This window comes from Rosettibacter firmus (assembly GCF_036860695.1).
Taxonomy (GTDB): Bacteria; Bacteroidota; Ignavibacteria; order Ignavibacteriales; family Melioribacteraceae; genus Rosettibacter; species Rosettibacter firmus.
Window position 1 is genome coordinate 46980 of the sequence record NZ_JAYKGJ010000005.1, and the last position, 16670, is coordinate 63649.

At 29.7% G+C, this 16670-nt stretch carries 14 protein-coding genes; all 14 read left to right on the forward strand.

Going from position 1 to position 16670, the window contains the following annotated elements:
• Nucleotides 1-3 precede the first annotated feature (3 nt).
• The 14 genes from VJY38_RS13305 (at nucleotide 4) to rfbB (ending at nucleotide 16586) form a co-directional block, all read left to right on the forward strand.
• Nucleotides 4-324 carry a hypothetical protein gene (locus VJY38_RS13305; protein WP_353681213.1) on the forward strand — a complete coding sequence of 107 codons (321 nt, stop codon included), beginning with the start codon at nucleotides 4-6 and terminating at the stop codon, nucleotides 322-324.
• The gene (locus VJY38_RS13310) at nucleotides 317-2335 is read left to right on the forward strand and encodes a penicillin-binding protein (protein WP_353681214.1); all 2019 of its coding nucleotides are present in this window, start codon (nucleotides 317-319) and stop codon (nucleotides 2333-2335) included. Before VJY38_RS13305 ends, VJY38_RS13310 begins: the two co-directional genes overlap by 8 nt.
• A 10-nt stretch (nucleotides 2336-2345) precedes the next feature.
• Nucleotides 2346-3824: a UDP-N-acetylmuramoyl-L-alanyl-D-glutamate--2,6-diaminopimelate ligase gene (locus VJY38_RS13315; RefSeq protein ID WP_353681215.1), complete on the forward strand. Its 1479-nt coding sequence runs from the start codon at nucleotides 2346-2348 to the stop codon at nucleotides 3822-3824.
• Entirely contained in the window at nucleotides 3812-5200 is a 1389-nt protein-coding gene (locus VJY38_RS13320) for a UDP-N-acetylmuramoyl-tripeptide--D-alanyl-D-alanine ligase (protein WP_353681216.1), read from the forward strand. The genes VJY38_RS13315 and VJY38_RS13320 overlap by 13 nt, the downstream gene beginning before the upstream one ends.
• A complete protein-coding gene (gene mraY / locus VJY38_RS13325) occupies nucleotides 5200-6309 on the forward strand; it encodes a phospho-N-acetylmuramoyl-pentapeptide-transferase (protein WP_353681217.1) in 1110 nt (369 codons plus the stop codon). The genes VJY38_RS13320 and mraY overlap by 1 nt, the downstream gene beginning before the upstream one ends.
• Nucleotides 6306-7658 (forward strand): UDP-N-acetylmuramoyl-L-alanine--D-glutamate ligase, encoded by a 1353-nt coding sequence (gene murD, locus VJY38_RS13330; RefSeq protein ID WP_353681218.1) that lies wholly within the window; start codon nucleotides 6306-6308, stop codon nucleotides 7656-7658. The genes mraY and murD overlap by 4 nt, the downstream gene beginning before the upstream one ends.
• A gap of 8 nt (nucleotides 7659-7666) precedes the next feature.
• Entirely contained in the window at nucleotides 7667-8773 is a 1107-nt protein-coding gene (locus VJY38_RS13335; RefSeq protein WP_353681219.1) for an FtsW/RodA/SpoVE family cell cycle protein, read from the forward strand.
• Nucleotides 8770-9864, forward strand: coding sequence for an undecaprenyldiphospho-muramoylpentapeptide beta-N-acetylglucosaminyltransferase (murG, locus tag VJY38_RS13340; RefSeq protein ID WP_353681220.1), 1095 nt, complete (start codon nucleotides 8770-8772; stop codon nucleotides 9862-9864). Before VJY38_RS13335 ends, murG begins: the two co-directional genes overlap by 4 nt.
• A gap of 41 nt (nucleotides 9865-9905) precedes the next feature.
• Nucleotides 9906-11297 carry a UDP-N-acetylmuramate--L-alanine ligase gene (gene murC, locus VJY38_RS13345; protein ID WP_353681221.1) on the forward strand — a complete coding sequence of 464 codons (1392 nt, stop codon included), beginning with the start codon at nucleotides 9906-9908 and terminating at the stop codon, nucleotides 11295-11297.
• Nucleotide 11298: 1 nt separating this feature from the next.
• On the forward strand, nucleotides 11299-12063 hold the full coding sequence (locus VJY38_RS13350; protein WP_353681222.1) for a cell division protein FtsQ/DivIB: 765 nt from the start codon (nucleotides 11299-11301) through the stop codon (nucleotides 12061-12063).
• A complete protein-coding gene (ftsA, locus tag VJY38_RS13355; protein ID WP_353681223.1) occupies nucleotides 12060-13304 on the forward strand; it encodes a cell division protein FtsA in 1245 nt (414 codons plus the stop codon). Before VJY38_RS13350 ends, ftsA begins: the two co-directional genes overlap by 4 nt.
• A gap of 23 nt (nucleotides 13305-13327) precedes the next feature.
• On the forward strand, nucleotides 13328-14632 hold the full coding sequence (gene ftsZ, locus VJY38_RS13360) for a cell division protein FtsZ (RefSeq protein WP_353681224.1): 1305 nt from the start codon (nucleotides 13328-13330) through the stop codon (nucleotides 14630-14632).
• Nucleotides 14633-14836: 204 nt separating this feature from the next.
• A complete protein-coding gene (locus tag VJY38_RS13365) occupies nucleotides 14837-15571 on the forward strand; it encodes a hypothetical protein (RefSeq protein ID WP_353681225.1) in 735 nt (244 codons plus the stop codon).
• 1 nt (nucleotide 15572) lies between these two features.
• Nucleotides 15573-16586 (forward strand): dTDP-glucose 4,6-dehydratase, encoded by a 1014-nt coding sequence (gene rfbB, locus VJY38_RS13370; RefSeq protein ID WP_353681226.1) that lies wholly within the window; start codon nucleotides 15573-15575, stop codon nucleotides 16584-16586.
• The last annotated feature ends 84 nt before the right edge of the window (nucleotides 16587-16670 follow it).

Here is a 16670-nt window from a genome sequence, read left to right on the forward strand (position 1 = left end):
AATATGAAAGTAAGTTCACTAAAAAATTTTATTGTTATTGTTTTTATTATAGCTTGTTTTCTTTTTATCCACGTAGCAACAGTATCCGAAATTAGAAAATTGAAAAGAGAGAAAATAAATAAAATAGAACAGTTAAATGAAAGACAAAGTAGAATTGAACTAAAAATGGTTGAACAACAAAAGTTAATCTCAGAAGAAAGAATAGTAAAAATTGCTAAAGATTCACTGGGTATGATTCTACCATCAGATAATTTAGAAACAATAAAAATATCGAAAGAACAAATAAAAAGAATTGAGAAATTAGTAAAAGAAAAATATGATTAATTATCGAGCACTGATAATACTTGGATTTTCTTTTTTATTCTTTATTGCTTTATTGATAAGATTATATTCAATTCAAATAATTAATAATGAGTATTATTTATTGAAAGCTCAAGCTCAACAGATTAAGCCACGAATAGTAAAAGCAGAAAGAGGAATGATAAAAGATAGAAATGGAGAAATTCTTTGTTTTACACGCGATTTTTTTTCTTTTTATGTGGATACAAGAATGATGAACTCTAATAGAGTGGATACAATTGCTAAAGAATTTTCGAGAGTTTTTAGAAAGAGTGAAAGTTATTATAAAAAAATTATAGAAAATGGAATAAGAAATATTTGTATAGAAAAAAAAGTACCAGTTGAAAAAGCTTTACACTTGAAAAAACTTATTGTAGATGGATTCTTTTATGAGGAGGATTTTTCAAGAGTATATCCTTATGGTAAGTTAGCATCACATGTGCTTGGTTATGTTGATAGAGAATTTAAAGGTGTTTCAGGTTTAGAGAAAGTATTTGATAAAAAATTAGCTGGCATTGATGGTAATTTTGTTTTTCAAAGAGATGTACTTGGAAGAATAGTCTCTATTGATGAAAAAAAATCTAAAGCACCAAAACCAGGAAATAACTTGATACTAACAATTAATAAGACATATCAAAGTATTCTTGAAGATGAATTATCTAAAGGTCTACAAAAATATGAAGGAGAATCGGCTGTTGGTATTATAATGAATCCTAATACAGGAGAAATTTTAGCACTTGCTAATATTCCAGATTATGATCCAAATAATTATAAAGATTATCCAATTGATGCAATGAGAAATCGAGCAATTACAGATACTTATGAACCAGGGTCAACTATTAAGTCAATTGTATTTTCAATTTTATTTGACTTAAATCTTGTTAAAGAAAATGAAATTATTAATACCGAAAACGGAAAATATATTTTCAGAAATATTCGAATTTCTGATTCTCATCCTTATACAAGTTTAACTGTAAAAGAAATACTTGAACAATCAAGTAATATTGGCATGACTAAATTATCAACTAAAATTCCAGATGAAATTTTTTATAAATATTTAAGAGATTTTGGTTTTGGTAATTATACATCTATCGAATTACCTGGTGAAGCCGAAGGTACATTAAAAAGACCTATTAATTTTACTCCATATACAAAAGCATTTATGTCTTTTGGATACGAATTTTCTGTAACTCCATTACAAATAATTACCGCCTATTCAGCTTTAATAAATGGTGGAAAATTACTTAAACCATATATTGTAAAAGCAATAACTGATGAAAAAGATAGCTTGATTGAAGAATATAAACCACAAGTAATAAGAAATGTTATTCGTAAAGAGACTTCTGATTTAATGAGAAATTTACTTGTTGGTGTCGTTGAAAATGGGACAGGAAAAGAAGCACAACTCGATAATGTTTTAGTTGGAGGTAAGACAGGAACTTCACAAAAATTAGTTGATGGTAGTTATACTAGTAGTAAACATAACTCATCTTTTGTTGGATTTTTTCCAGCTGATAATCCCCAATTAATTTGTTTGATATTGGTTAATGCACCAAAAGTCGGGAAATATGGAGGTCTGGTTGCAGCTCCTATTTTTAAAAATGTTGCACAGAGAATTCTCGATGCTGATTTAAGTTTGGCGCCTTTGAGAAAAAAAATAAACAGAAAAAATATTTTAATAGATCGATTAATAACAAAAACTAATTCAGAAAATTATGATACAAAAAGTTTCATGAATATTTCTGAGAGTAAAACCAAACACAAGGAAAAAAGAAGAATTTTAATTGAAAATAAAAATGTTATGCCGAATTTAATTAATCATTCGTTACGAGATGCAATAGCTATCTTAAATGAACTTGGAGTTAAATACAAAATTACAGGTATTGGAAAAATTGTTTCTCAAAGCATTGAACCAGGAACTCCCATTAATCATAATTCAATTTGTTACTTACAATGTGCTATAAATAAAAAAGTAAATGTAATTAAATCTAATTGAAGGAATAAAATTGAAACTTAGCGAATTATTAAATCATGTAAGAGTAATTCAAGTAGTTGGTAATGCAGAATTAAAAGAGATAGAAGATATAACACATAACTCTAATTCTGTTAAAAAGAATTCGCTATTCTTTGCAATTGAAGGTTTTAAAACAGATGGACATAAATATATACCAGATGCAATTAATAATGGTGCTGCTGCAGTTGTGCTATCAAATGTAAATGCTGTCCCCGATGAATTATTTACTCATTCAAATTGCGTAAAAATTGTTGTTGAAGATACAAGAAAATCTTTAGCAGAGTTTTCAAATATCTTTTATGGAAGACCATCGGAAAAATTGACTTTAATTGGTATTACAGGAACAAAAGGAAAAACAACAACAGCTTTTTTTGTCAAAAATGTCTTTGAAACTGCTGGATTTAAATCTGGACTTATAGGAACAATTGCTAATTATATTGGAAGCAAAGAAATTAAAACAATGTTAACTACACCTCAATCGAATGAAATTAATTCATTATTATCCCAGATGATTGCCGAAGGTTGTTCTCATTGTGTTATGGAAGTTTCTTCCCATGCTCTTCATTTACATCGTGTTGATAAACTTAGTTTTAATTATGGGATCTTTACGAATATAACTTCTGATCATATGGACTATCATAAAACTTTTGATCATTACCTTAATTCCAAGAAGATATTGTTTGATATGTTGCCATCCGATGGTTATGCAATTGTTAATACTGATGATCCTAATATTGGAGAGTTGTTAAAAGATTGCAAAGCAAAAAAAGTAACTTATGGATTATCCTCTAATTCAGATTTTAAAATAAAAGATATTGAATATACACTTGAAGGCACAAGCTTTTCTATTGAATATAATAGGAAAGTATATAAACTGGAAACGAAACTCGTTGGACATTTTAATGCTTTTAATGCATCTGCTGCTTTTATTACTGGTGTGCTAAGTGGTCTTGATATTGAAAAAGTTATTTATGGAATCAAAACTACACCACAGGTACCAGGAAGATTTGAAGTGATTTCTAAGAATAATAAAAAAGTAATCATTGATTATTCACATACAGCAGATTCTCTTAAACAAGCTTTAATTGCTATACATCATATTGTTAAAGACGAAAGACCAATTTATACAGTATTTGGATGTGGTGGTGATAGAGATAGAACAAAGAGACCTGTAATGGGAAAAATTGCATCCGAAATGAGTAAAAAAGTTTATGTAACCTCAGATAATCCAAGAACAGAAGACCCGAATAAAATTATAGAACAAATTTTAAGTGGAATTAAACAAAATAATTATTGTGCTATTGAAAATAGAGAAGAAGCAATTCGCACTGCAATTTTTGATAGCGAAGATAATGCTGTTATCTTAATTGCTGGTAAAGGACACGAAAATTACCAGGAGATTAATGGCGTAAGAAAACATTTTTCAGATAAAGAAATTGCAACTAAATACTTAGAAGAATGGGCAAAATAAAAATTACATTGGAAGATTTATTTAATCTTACAGGTTCAGTTATTTATAATCCCGATAATTATGAACCTCTATCTATTGTTGAAATAGATTCAAGAAAGGTAAATAGTCCCTGTTTATTTTTTGCAATTAAAGGTGAAAAATTTGATGGTCACAATTTTATAGACGAAGCAATAAAAAAAGGTGCTAAAGCAGTAGTAATTAATAAAAATAAATTAAGAAAGTTTAATTCGCTGGATATTCCTTTTATTACAGTGCCAGATACAATTAAAGCTTATGGCGAGCTTGCAAATAAGTGGAGAAATAAACTAAACGCAAAAGTAATTTCAATTACTGGTAGTAATGGGAAGACAACAACAAAAGAAATGACTGCAACATTGCTCGAAGAAAAATTTAGTGTTGTAAAATCAGAAGCAAATAATAATAATCATATTGGAGTACCTCTTACAATTTTTAGTGCAGATGAAAAATGTGAAATGCTTGTACTGGAACATGGAACTAATCACATTGGTGAAATTCCTTACTCTGCAAAAATTGCTCAACCCGATTATGCTTTGATTACAAATATTGGAGATTCTCACATTGAATTCTTAAAAAATCGAGAAGAAGTTTATAAAGAAAAATCTGCTTTATTTGATGAAGCAAATCAAAAAGGAGGTTTTATTTTTATTAATCTGGATGATCCTTTTATTAAAAAGAATAAAAATAAATACACGAATGTTGTTACTTATGGTTTTAATAAAAAAGCCGATGTAAGAGGAAAAATTTTAAAGTACGATGATCTGGGAAGAGTTAATATGCTTATTGAACATGATAATAACAGTTTTGATATTACTCTACCTGTATATGGACAATCAAATGCAAAAAATTTTTTAGCAGCTGTATCAATAGCATTAAAGGCTGGATTGTCTGAAGAAGATATTATTAATGCATCAAAAAAATTAAAGCCAGTTCATGGAAGACTCGAAGTAAAAGAATTAAATGAAATAATTTTGATTGATGATACATATAATGCAAGTCCCGCTTCAGTAAATGCAGCTTATGATTTTTTGAAAAAAATTAAAAGATATAAAAAGAAGATTATAATCCTTGGAGATATGTTTGAACTTGGTAAACAAGCACCAAAATTTCATCGAGAACTTGCTAATGGGATTGAACAAAATAAAAATTTAATGGTGCTCACTATAGGAAATTTAATGAAGCATCTTTATAAAGAATTAAAAAAGAAAAAAATAAAAGCAATTCATTTTGAAACTCGTGAATCTTTGAAACTTTATCTTCAATATGAGGAAATCGAAAATTCTGTAATTTTAATCAAAGGTTCGCGAGGAATGAAAATGGAAGAATTTGTAAACATAATCGAAAAAAGGTTTGAATAATGTTTTACTATCTATTCAACTATATTAACGAAACATTCAATCCACCAGGATTTGATGTATTCAGATTCTTATCTTTTAGATCTGCACTTGCTGCTATTACAGCACTTATAATATCATTCATATTCGGTCCTAAAATAATTTCTAAGTTAAAAGAGAAACAGATAGATCAACCTATTAGAGACGATGGACCAGAAACACATAAGAAGAAAGCTGGTACTCCAACAATGGGAGGAATTATAATTTTAATTTCAATAATAATTCCAGTATTAATGTGGAGTAATTTGAAAAGTGTCTACATTCTTCTTGTATTATTTGCTACTGTTTTTTTAGGTGCTATTGGATTTCTTGATGATTACTTAAAAGTTATTAAAAAACTTCCTACAGGTTTAATAGCCAGATATAAATTGATGGGACAAATTTTTGTGGGTTTAATTATCGGTAGTGCTGTTTATTTTTTACCAGAGTTTTCACAATACAATACACAGACCACGTTACCATTTTTTAAAAATCTAAACTGGGATTTTTCTTATTTATACATTCCATGGGTTATATTTATTATAACAGCTACATCAAATGCAGTAAATTTAACTGATGGCCTGGATGGACTTGCAATTGGTACAATGATTATTGTAATGCTTGCTCTGGCTATAATTGTTTATGTAACTGGAAATGTAATCTATGCAGATTATTTGAATATTATTTACTTGTCTGGTAGCGGCGAACTTACAGTTTTCATTGCTGCATTGATTGGTGCTGGCTTGGGATTTCTCTGGTTTAACTTCTATCCTGCAGAAGTTTTTATGGGCGACACAGGTTCACTTTCATTAGGGGGTGCTTTTGGTGTAATTATGATTATTGTTAAAAAAGATTTGCTAATTCCAATACTTGGAGGAATCTATTTCATCGAAACTCTATCAGTTATTATTCAAAGATTATACTTTAAATACACAAAGAAAAAATATGGTGAGGGAAGAAGAGTATTTAAGATGGCACCAATTCATCATCATTTTGAGCAATTAAATTGGGCAGAACCAAAAATTGTAATTAGATTTTATATAGTAACAATAATTCTGGCAATTTTAAGTTTAACTTCATTTAAGATAAGATGATTGATATAAGAAATAAAAAAATAACAATATTGGGTGCAGTCAGAAGTGGCATTGGAGCTGCACGACTTGCAAAAAAATTAGGTGCAATTCCTTTTGTAAGTGATTGTGCTTCTAAGGATAGTTTATCTAAATCAATTGAAATATTCGAAAAAGAAGGGATCGATTTTGAATATGGTAAACATTCAGATAAAGTTTATGATTGTGATTTTATTGTTACAAGTCCAGGTATTCCATCAAATTCTGCTGTAATACTAAATGCTTTAAAAAGAGGTATAAAAATTATTAGTGAAGTTGAATTTGCTTCCTGGTTTTGTAAAGGAACTATTATTTCAATTACTGGAACAAATGGGAAAACAACAACTACTTCTTTAATGAATTACACATTGAGTGAATGTGGATTAAAATCATATCCAGCTGGAAATATTGGTAATGCATTTTCTGAATTAGTACTGGATGTAAAAGAAAATGAATTTGTATCACTTGAAACTTCCAGTTTTCAACTTGACTTTGTTGATAAATTTAAACCGAAGTTTGCGATGATTTTAAATATTACTCCCGATCATCTTGATCGATATAATAATAATTTTAATGAGTACATTGATTCTAAATTTTTAATAACAAAAAATCAAAATGAAGACGACTTTTTTATTTACAATGCAGATGATATCACAATCAACACAAAATTAGAAAAAGTATCTGCTCATAAAATTGGGTTTTCTACAAAGAAAGAATTAAATGTTGGAACTTATTATAAAGATGGTAAAATGTTTTTTGCATGGTATGGAAAACAAGAAGAGATATGCAAAGCTTCAGATTTATTTATTAAAGGCGAACATAATATTGCTAATGCACTTGCAGTTTTATCAGTGGCTAAAATTTTAAATCTTCCAAATAAAAAAATAAGAAGTGCTTTTACTTCATTTAAAGGAGTAGAACATAGAATTGAATTTGTAAGAGAAATTAATGGTGTTGAATATTATAACGATTCAAAAGCTACAAATGTTGATTCTGTTTGGTATGCTTTGAGAAGTTTTGATAAACCAATTTATTTGATTCTTGGTGGAAAAGATAAAGGAAATAATTATGATCAGATAAAAGACTTAGTAGTAAGCAAAGTAAAAAAGATTTATGCTATTGGTTCTTCTGCAAATAAAATTTATGAGTATTTCAAAGATTATGTTCCAACAGAATATAAACAGACTATTGAAGATTGTGTGGAATCTGCAAGGAAAGAAGCAGAATCAGGTTCAGTTGTTCTTCTATCTCCAGCCTGTGCAAGTTTTGATATGTTTGATAATTACGAACATCGTGGTAAAGTATTTAAAACAGCAGTGAATAAATTAAAATGATGAAGTTAATGATAAAATTGGTGATTGTTATTGTCATTGCTTTAATGCTTTTAGGAGCAATAATGGTATTTACTGCAAGCGGTACATATAGCTTAAATAAGTTCAATAATTTTTATTTCTTATTTAAGTCTCATCTCTGGAAAGTAATATTTGCAAACATATTAATTTTTGTCTTTGCAACAATACCTTATGATTATTATAGAAAATTGAGTAAATGGTTAATGATAGGAACTATTATCGTTTTGATTCTTACATTATTTGTTGCTACTAAAACCAAAGGAGCAGGTAGATGGATTAACGTTTTTGGATTATTCAATTTTCAACCTTCTGAAATCGCAAAGATTTTATTAATAATTCATTTATCAGCTTTAATAGAAAGGAAAAAACATTTAATAAAAGATTTCAAGAAAGGTTTTTTGTATGCATTAATCTGGATAGGTGCTACAGTTGGACTTATTATTATCCAACCTCATGTTAGTGCTTCAGTAATTATGATTATTACATCATTTGCAATTTTATATGTAGGTGGTGCTCAGCTTAAACATATCCTTGGAGTATTCTCAGTTATTGGTACTCTTTTTATTCCTGTGATTTTATTATTTAGTCACGCAAGAGAGAGGATGACTGATTACATAAATAGTTTATTAACAGGTAATGATATAAATATTCAGGTGGTTCAAGCTAAGATTGCATTGGGAAGTGGAGGATTCAAAGGACTGGGCTTAGGTAATAGTCGTCAAAGTGATTTGTTTTTACCTGAATCTTATGGAGATTTTATCTTTTCTGTAATAGGAGAAGAAACTGGTTTTATAGGGACATTTTTAATATTGTTTTCATATCTAATCTTGTTTTTAGCTTGTCTTGTTATAGCAAAAAAATCACAGGATAAATTTGGTCAACTTTTAGTGTTTGGATTAAGTTTTCATATTCTTATTAATGCCTTTATTAATGTTGGAGTTGTAACTGGTTTACTTCCAACAACTGGTATTCCTCTTCCATTTATAAGTTTTGGAGGAACATCAATTATATTACTTGCAATATCAATTGGTATTATATTGAATGTTGCACAACAATCTTTAAGAACAGAAGAATTAAAATTGGCACAGGTAGGATGAAAACAATTTATCGTTTCATATTTGCTGGTGGTGGAACAGGTGGTCATTTGTATCCAGCTCTGGCTGTTGCTCAGAAAGTTCGTCAATTAAAACCAGAGGCAGAAATTTTATTTGTAGGAACTAAAAATAAGATTGAAGCTAAAGTTGTTCCTCAATCTAATTTCAACTTTAAAACAATTTTAATCAGTGGATTTTCAAGAAAATTTAATTTTAATAATCTTTTGTTTCCATTTAAACTCACTGCAGGATTAATTCAGTCGTTAATCATAAATATGAATTTCAAACCTCGTGTTGCGATAGGAACAGGTGCTTATGTATCGGGGCCTGTAATCTGGGCAGCTTCTGTTCTTGGAGCGAAAATTATACTTCTTGAGCAAAATTCATATCCTGGAATTACAAACAGATTGCTCGAAAAAAAAGCTGATGAAATTCATTTAACATATGAAGAATCAAAAAAATATTTCAGATATAAAGAAAAATTATTTGTTACTGGAAATCCTGTAAGAGTTGAATTAAAATTGATAAATAAAGAAGAGGCTTTAAAAAGATTTTCGCTACAAACTACTAAAAAGACTTTACTGGTACTTGGAGGAAGTCTTGGTGCAAAATCAATTAATAATGCTGTTGCTTATGCGATAGATGAATTGGTAAAAAATGATATTCAAATTTTGTGGCAAACAGGTAAGTTGTACTTTGATGAATATAAAAAATATGAGAGAAACGAAGTAAGAATTTTGCCATTTATAGATGATATGCAGGCTGCTTATAGTGCATGTGATTTGGTTTTGGCAAGAGCAGGAGCAACAACAATTGCAGAAGTTTCTTTTCTGGGATTGCCTGTGATTTTTGTACCATCAACAAATGTTGCAGCAAATCATCAGATTTTAAATGCAAAAGTATTGGTTGAAAATAATGCTGCTCTGATGATCGAAGATAATAACTTGCAGAATGAATTCTTAGATAAAATTATAGAATTAATTAATAATGAAGATAAATTAAATAGCTTAAGAAGTAACATAAAAAAGTTTTCAAAACCAGATGCAGCTGATGTTATTGCAGAAAGAATTATAAAACTGGCGGAAAAATTCTGAAGAATTTTTAGTGTATTAAAAAAGTAAAGGAAATTTATTTTATGATGACAAGAACAATTAAAAATATTCATTTTGTTGGAATTGGTGGTATTGGAATGAGTGGTATTGCAGAAATACTTTTAAATCAAGGTTTTAAAATTACAGGTTCAGATTTACATAAAACAGAAATTACAAAGCGACTTGAAGATCTTGGAATTAAAATTTATGAAGGTCATTCACCAGAAAATTTGGGAAATGCAGATTTAGTTGTTTATTCATCAGCTGTAACACTGGATAATCCTGAAGTTAAAGCTGCAATAGAAAGAAAAATTCCTGTGATTAAAAGAGCTGAAATGCTTGCTGAATGTATGCGAATGAAGTATGGAATTGGTATTGCAGGTACACATGGAAAGACAACTACAACTTCGATGGTAGGTTTAGTTTTAACAGAAGCTGGAATTGATCCAACTATAATTGTTGGGGGAAGACTTTACAGTCTTGGAGGTACTAATGCAAGATTAGGAAAAGGTGATTTTATTGTTGTCGAAGCTGATGAATTTGATAGAACATTCTTAAAACTAACACCTGTAATTGCAGCTATAACAACACTCGAAAGAGAACATCTTGATACATATAAAGATCTTGATGATTTAAAATCAGCATTTACTGAATTCGCAAATAAAGTTCCTTTCTTTGGATTTGTAGTTTTATGCCTAGACGAACCAGCATTACAGGATATAATTCCATTAATTAATAAAAAGATTTTTACTTATGGACTTTCTCCACAGGCTGATATTAGAGCTATTGATATTACTCATGAGAAAAATTTTTCTAAGTATACAGTGGTTTATAAAGGGGAAGTTTTAGGTGAAATTAAATTAAATGTGCCTGGAATTCATAATGTAAAAAATTCTCTTGTGGCTGTTACAATTGCAAAAGAGATGGGAGTGGAATTCTCTATTATTAAAAAAGCTCTTGAATCATTTACTGGTGTATATCGCCGATTCGAAAAAAAATACGATGAAGATGTTATGGTTGTTGATGATTATGCACATCATCCTACAGAAATAGATGTAACGTTAGATGGAATTCGTCGTGGATGGAATAGAAGATTAGTTGCAGTTTTTCAACCACATCTTTATTCAAGAACAAGAGATTTTTATGCAGAATTTGGTCGATCATTTTTGAACTCGGATGTTTTTATATGTACAGATGTTTATCCAGCACGAGAAGCTCCTATTGAAGGTGTAAGCGGAGAATTAATTGCTAATGCAGCAAAAAATTATGGTCATAAAAAAGTTTATTATGAACCAGATAAAACAAAGATTCCAGAACTTTTAAAAGAAATTTATAAAGAAAATGATATAATCATTACAATGGGTGCAGGTGATATCTGGAAATATGGAGAACAATTTGTAGAATTTCTTAAATCAAGAAAAAAGAATAACAAATAAAATGATTGGTAGAGTATTGAGTATATTATTACTTGTTATATTATCTGGATTAATATTTTACATAGGAATTACATATAACAACAATAACATTATAATTAATACAATAACTATAAATGGTAATTATCATCTTACAAAAGAAGATTATATGAATTTTGCAAACTTAATTGATAAGACAGGTTATAAATATTTATCACTGCAAATAATAAAAGATAGAATAGAAAAACATCCATATGTTGATAAAGCAGATGTAAGATATGAAGGAAGCGGTAAAGTGACTATAAAAATTTATGAGAAAACTTTTGAAGCTATTCTTCTTGATAATCAAAAACAATATCTGGTAACAGACAAATTAGAAATACTTCCATTTCTTTCAGGTACAAAGAATGTTGATTATCCAATTATTTCAAATATATATAAAAAAGATTCCATCAAGGTTATGACTTTTTATAAACAAAATTATGATTTGCTTACTGCATCAAAAATTTTAAGCGGAATTAAATTCATTAGCGAAGAGTTGTATGGTGAATTATCATTAATCGATATGAATTATGGTAATGATGTGATGATTTATGTTTCTTTATATGATTATCCAGTTATAATTGGAAGAGGCAACGAAATTAAAAAAATTGTTTACTTATATAATTTATGGAATTACTTAAAGGGCAAAGAAATAAATAACTTTATGAATTATGTAGACCTTAGATATAATGGTCATATTTATTTAGGTATTCAAGATAGTTTATTTGTAGGAGAACAGAAATTATGAAAAAAAATATTATTGCAGGACTTGATTTAGGAACAACAAAAGTTTGTGCAGTTATAGCAGAGCAAGCAGAAAATAGTATTAATATACTTGGATTTGGTGTAGCACCATCAGAAGGATTAAATCGCGGTCTTGTTGCAAATATTTCAAAAACCGCAGAAGCTATTAATCAAGCAATGAATGTAGCTTCCAATAGAGCAGGTATTAGTATTAAAGAATTAAATGTTGGAGTTGCTGGCGAACATATTACAAGCTTGCGTCATAGAAATTATGTAACAATTAATAATCCAGACCATGAAATAACAAGAGAAGATCTTGAGAGACTTGAATCTGATGTTAAAACAATAAGAATTCCATCGGATAGACAAATACTTCATATTATTCCAGAAGAATATTTTGTTGATTATCAAGGTGGTATTGATGATCCCATTGGTTTATGTGGTTCACGTCTCGAAGCTGTAAATCATGTTGTTCTTGCATCAATTCCTGCAATGGAAAATATTAGAAAATCTGTTGAACGTGCTGGATATTCTGTTAAAAATTATATCCTTCAACCAATAGCATCTTCAATATCTGTACTTGAAGAAAATGAAAAAGATCTCGGTGTACTTCTTATTGATATTGGTGGTGGTACAACTGATCTTGCAATTTTTCATCGTAAAGCAATTAAACATACAAAAGTTATTGGTGTGGCTGGTAATCAGGTAACAAATGACATACGAGAGACTCTTGGAATTGTAACTGCAGATGCAGAAAAAATTAAGAAAGAATATGGTTATGCAATTGAAAGTGCAATTATAAAAGATGAAGATATTTACTTAAAAGGTGTTGGTGCAAGAGGCAATATCAAAATTCCTATTTCATTGTTAACTCAAATTATTAGTGTTAGAATGAGAGAGCTATTTACTTTAATAGATAATGAACTTAGAGTTTCTGGTTTTAAAAATAAAATTAAAGCTGGTGTGGTTTTAACTGGTGGAGGTTCTCTATTGAGAGGTTGTGTTGAACTTGCTGAAGATGTCTTTGGATTACCTGCGAGAATTGGTGTACCACTGGAATTAGGTGAAGGTTTATCTCATGAAATTGAAAGTCCAGAATTTGCAACTGTAGCTGGATTGGTAAAAGGACTTCCTGGAATGATGCAGGAAGAAAGTAAAGTTGAAGTAAAGAAACTAAAGAAAGAAAAAAAGTTTAAGCCAGGAAAATATTTTAAAAAGATTCAAGAATTCTTTGAAAATTTATAAATGTACCACAACAAGGAGGTATTATGACAGAATACAATAAGCACAAATTGAGATTTGTCACTCTCGATAGAGAAGAAACTCAAAAGCTTTCTGCCGTATTGAAAGTTGTTGGAGTAGGTGGCGGAGGCTGTAATGCTATTGATAGTATGATACATCGAGGATTAAGTGGAGTTGAATTTATAGCTGTTAATACAGATGCTCAGGCACTGGCAAAATCTATTGCACCAGTTAAAGTCCAGATTGGTGCAAACATAACTCGAGGTCTGGGAACAGGAGCTATTCCAAATATTGGTAAGAAAGCAGCAGAGGAAGACCGCGATAAATTAACACGAATTCTTGATGGTAGCGATATGGTTTTTGTTACCTGTGGTATGGGTGGGGGAACAGGAACTGGTGCTGCACCAATTGTTGCTTCAATAGCTAAGAGTCTGGGAGCTCTTGTAGTTGGTATTGTTACAAAACCATTCTCCTGGGAAGGAAAACAAAGAATGAAAAATGCAGAGGAAGGGATAAAAGAATTAAAACAGTATGTAGATAGTTTAATTGTAGTCCCTAACAGTCGGATTTTGAGTATTATTGATTCGGCGACAGCTGCAGTAGCAGCTTTCGATAAACCAAACGAAATTCTATACGAAGCAACAAGAGGTATAGCTGATATTATTACAATGACGGGAGTAATCAATGTAGATTTTGCAGATGTAAGAACAGTCATGAAAGAAAGTGGTCAGGCACTTATGGGATGTGGTATTGCAAGTGGAGAAAACCGTGCTGTAGAAGCAGCTCAAAAAGCAATATCATCACCTTTGCTCGAAGGTGTTTCAATAAAAGGTGCAAAAAATATCCTTCTTAATGTATCTGGTTCTTCCAATATGACCATGCAGGAAGTTGAAGCTGGTAACAATATTATATTCGAAGCTGCAGGTGAAGAAGCTAATGTAATATTTGGAGCAGTGATAAAAGAAGAATTAAATGACTACATTTCTTATACAGTTATAGCAACTGGCTTTGGCTCTAATGGTCAATCAAGTAGTTTGAATAATTTGAAGCAAGATCAAGAAAATAAAAATGCAACGAAAAAATCATTTGGTGGTATAGGTGGATTTACGAGAAGTAAAAATGAAATAGAAAATACAGATGATTTAAATATTCCTACTATTCTTCGTATGAGAGGAAAAGATCCAGAACTTTTTCCAGATGATAATATAACAACAGGTTTTAAAGCAAATTCTGGTTCATTAAATCAAGATGAGGATCTAAATCCCAGAAAGAAAAAAGATGATAATGATGAAGAAGACAGCTCTTCATTTTTAAGAAAAATTATGGACTAACAGTTTCAGGCTGATGTTGATTTTCCCTTGTTGTGGTAACGAGTGACAAACTTTGAAAATCAACTCAGCCTTTTTATTATCTACACTAAACCTGATAATTCAGAAAATCTTTTAAAATAAAAATAATATGTTAATCCAGTTTTTAAATTTTCGTTTTACTTAAAGAATTGCTAATTTGAAAAAGAAAAAAAAGAATGATAAACCATGAAGAAATATTTTTTATTAATAACATTAATTCTTTGCTTTAATAAAATAAATGCACAGGAAGAAGATATAGGTTGGGTTTCACGCTTTGGTATTGCTGTTGGGTTTAATCCAGCTTATGTATTTCCAGATTTGAGTGATATTAATACGCAGATAAAAAAAATGGGAATTGATGAGTTAAGTAATTCAGGTCTTATTTTGTGGGGTGGAAGTGGTTATGCTTACATTATGATGATTGAAGATTTTAGAATTGGAGCAATTGGATTAAGTGGTTCGACTTCGACAAGTGGAACAGTTGGTGAATTCGAAAAAGAAGTTAAATATAATTTTGGTCTTGGTGGATTAACTTTTGAATATACTCTACCTTTTATAAAAAATGTTGCAGTTTCTTTAGGTGCAATAGTTGGTTATGGTTCTTCTTCAATTGAAATTTATCAATCAAGCTCAGATTATTCATGGGAAAATGTCTGGTCTAAAGTTAATGATGGTATTGTTATGACACGAGATGTGAGTGATATTCTAAAACAATCATATTTATTATTTACACCAACAATTAATTGCGATATTCCACTTACACGATTTTTTTCATTTAGAATTGGAGGCGGATACAATTTAACATTTAATAGAAGTTGGAAAGTTAACAACAATAAAAGTATATCAGGAATGCCTTCGGGCTTAAACTCAAACTCATTTTTTATACAAACAGGAATTTATTTTGGCTTCTTTGCATACTGATATGAAAAATGTACTTATAACTGGCGGAGCTGGTTTTATTGGTAGTAACTTCATTAATTATATTTTATCCCGCAAAGATGACTGGCAAATTGTTAATTTGGATAAATTAACATACGCTGGTAATCTTGAAAATTTAAAATCTGTTGAAAGAAATAAAAACTATCACTTCTTTAAAGGTGATATTACCAATCGTGAACTTATTGATTATCTATTCAAAAAATATTCTATAAAATATGTTATTAATTTTGCTGCTGAATCGCATGTAGATAGAAGCATTCTTGGTTCTGAAATTTTTTATAGAACAAATGTTATTGGAACTAATGTATTACTCGAAGCATCGAGAAGATATAACATCGAAAAATTTATTCAGATCTCTACAGATGAAGTTTATGGTAGTTTAAGCGAAGAAGGATATTTTACAGAAGAAACTCCGCTCTCTCCTAATAGTCCATATTCATCAAGTAAAGCTGCAGCAGATTTAATGGCTCTTGCATTTCATCATACTTATAATTTGCCAGTAGTTATTACGAGATGCTCGAATAACTATGGACCTTATCAATTCCCAGAGAAATTAATTCCTCTTATGATTATTAATTGCTTGAATAATAAAAAACTTCCAGTATATGGTGATGGGCTGAATGTTCGAGACTGGATTTATGTAATTGATCACTGCAAAGCTATTGAATTAGTTTTTGAAAAAGGAAAAGCTGGTGAAGTCTATAATATAGGTGCAAGCTGTGAAATGAAAAATATTGATATCGTAAAATTGATTTTAAAAAAGTTAAACAAATCAGATGACCTGATTGAATTTGTAAAAGATAGACCGGGGCATGATCGTCGTTATGCAATTGATTCTACAAAAATTCAGAATGAGCTGGGCTGGAAGCCAGAGTTTAATTTTGAATCTGCATTAGATTATACGATTGAATGGTATATAAAAAATAAAGACTGGTGGGAAAGAATAATTTCAGGAGAATATCTTAACTACTATAAAAAGCAATACGGAGATTTGTAGAATTTTTACACATCTCATCATACTTACAAGTAATATATTTGTTATCGCTACAAAAAAATTATAATTTTAGAATTAATGTTATAA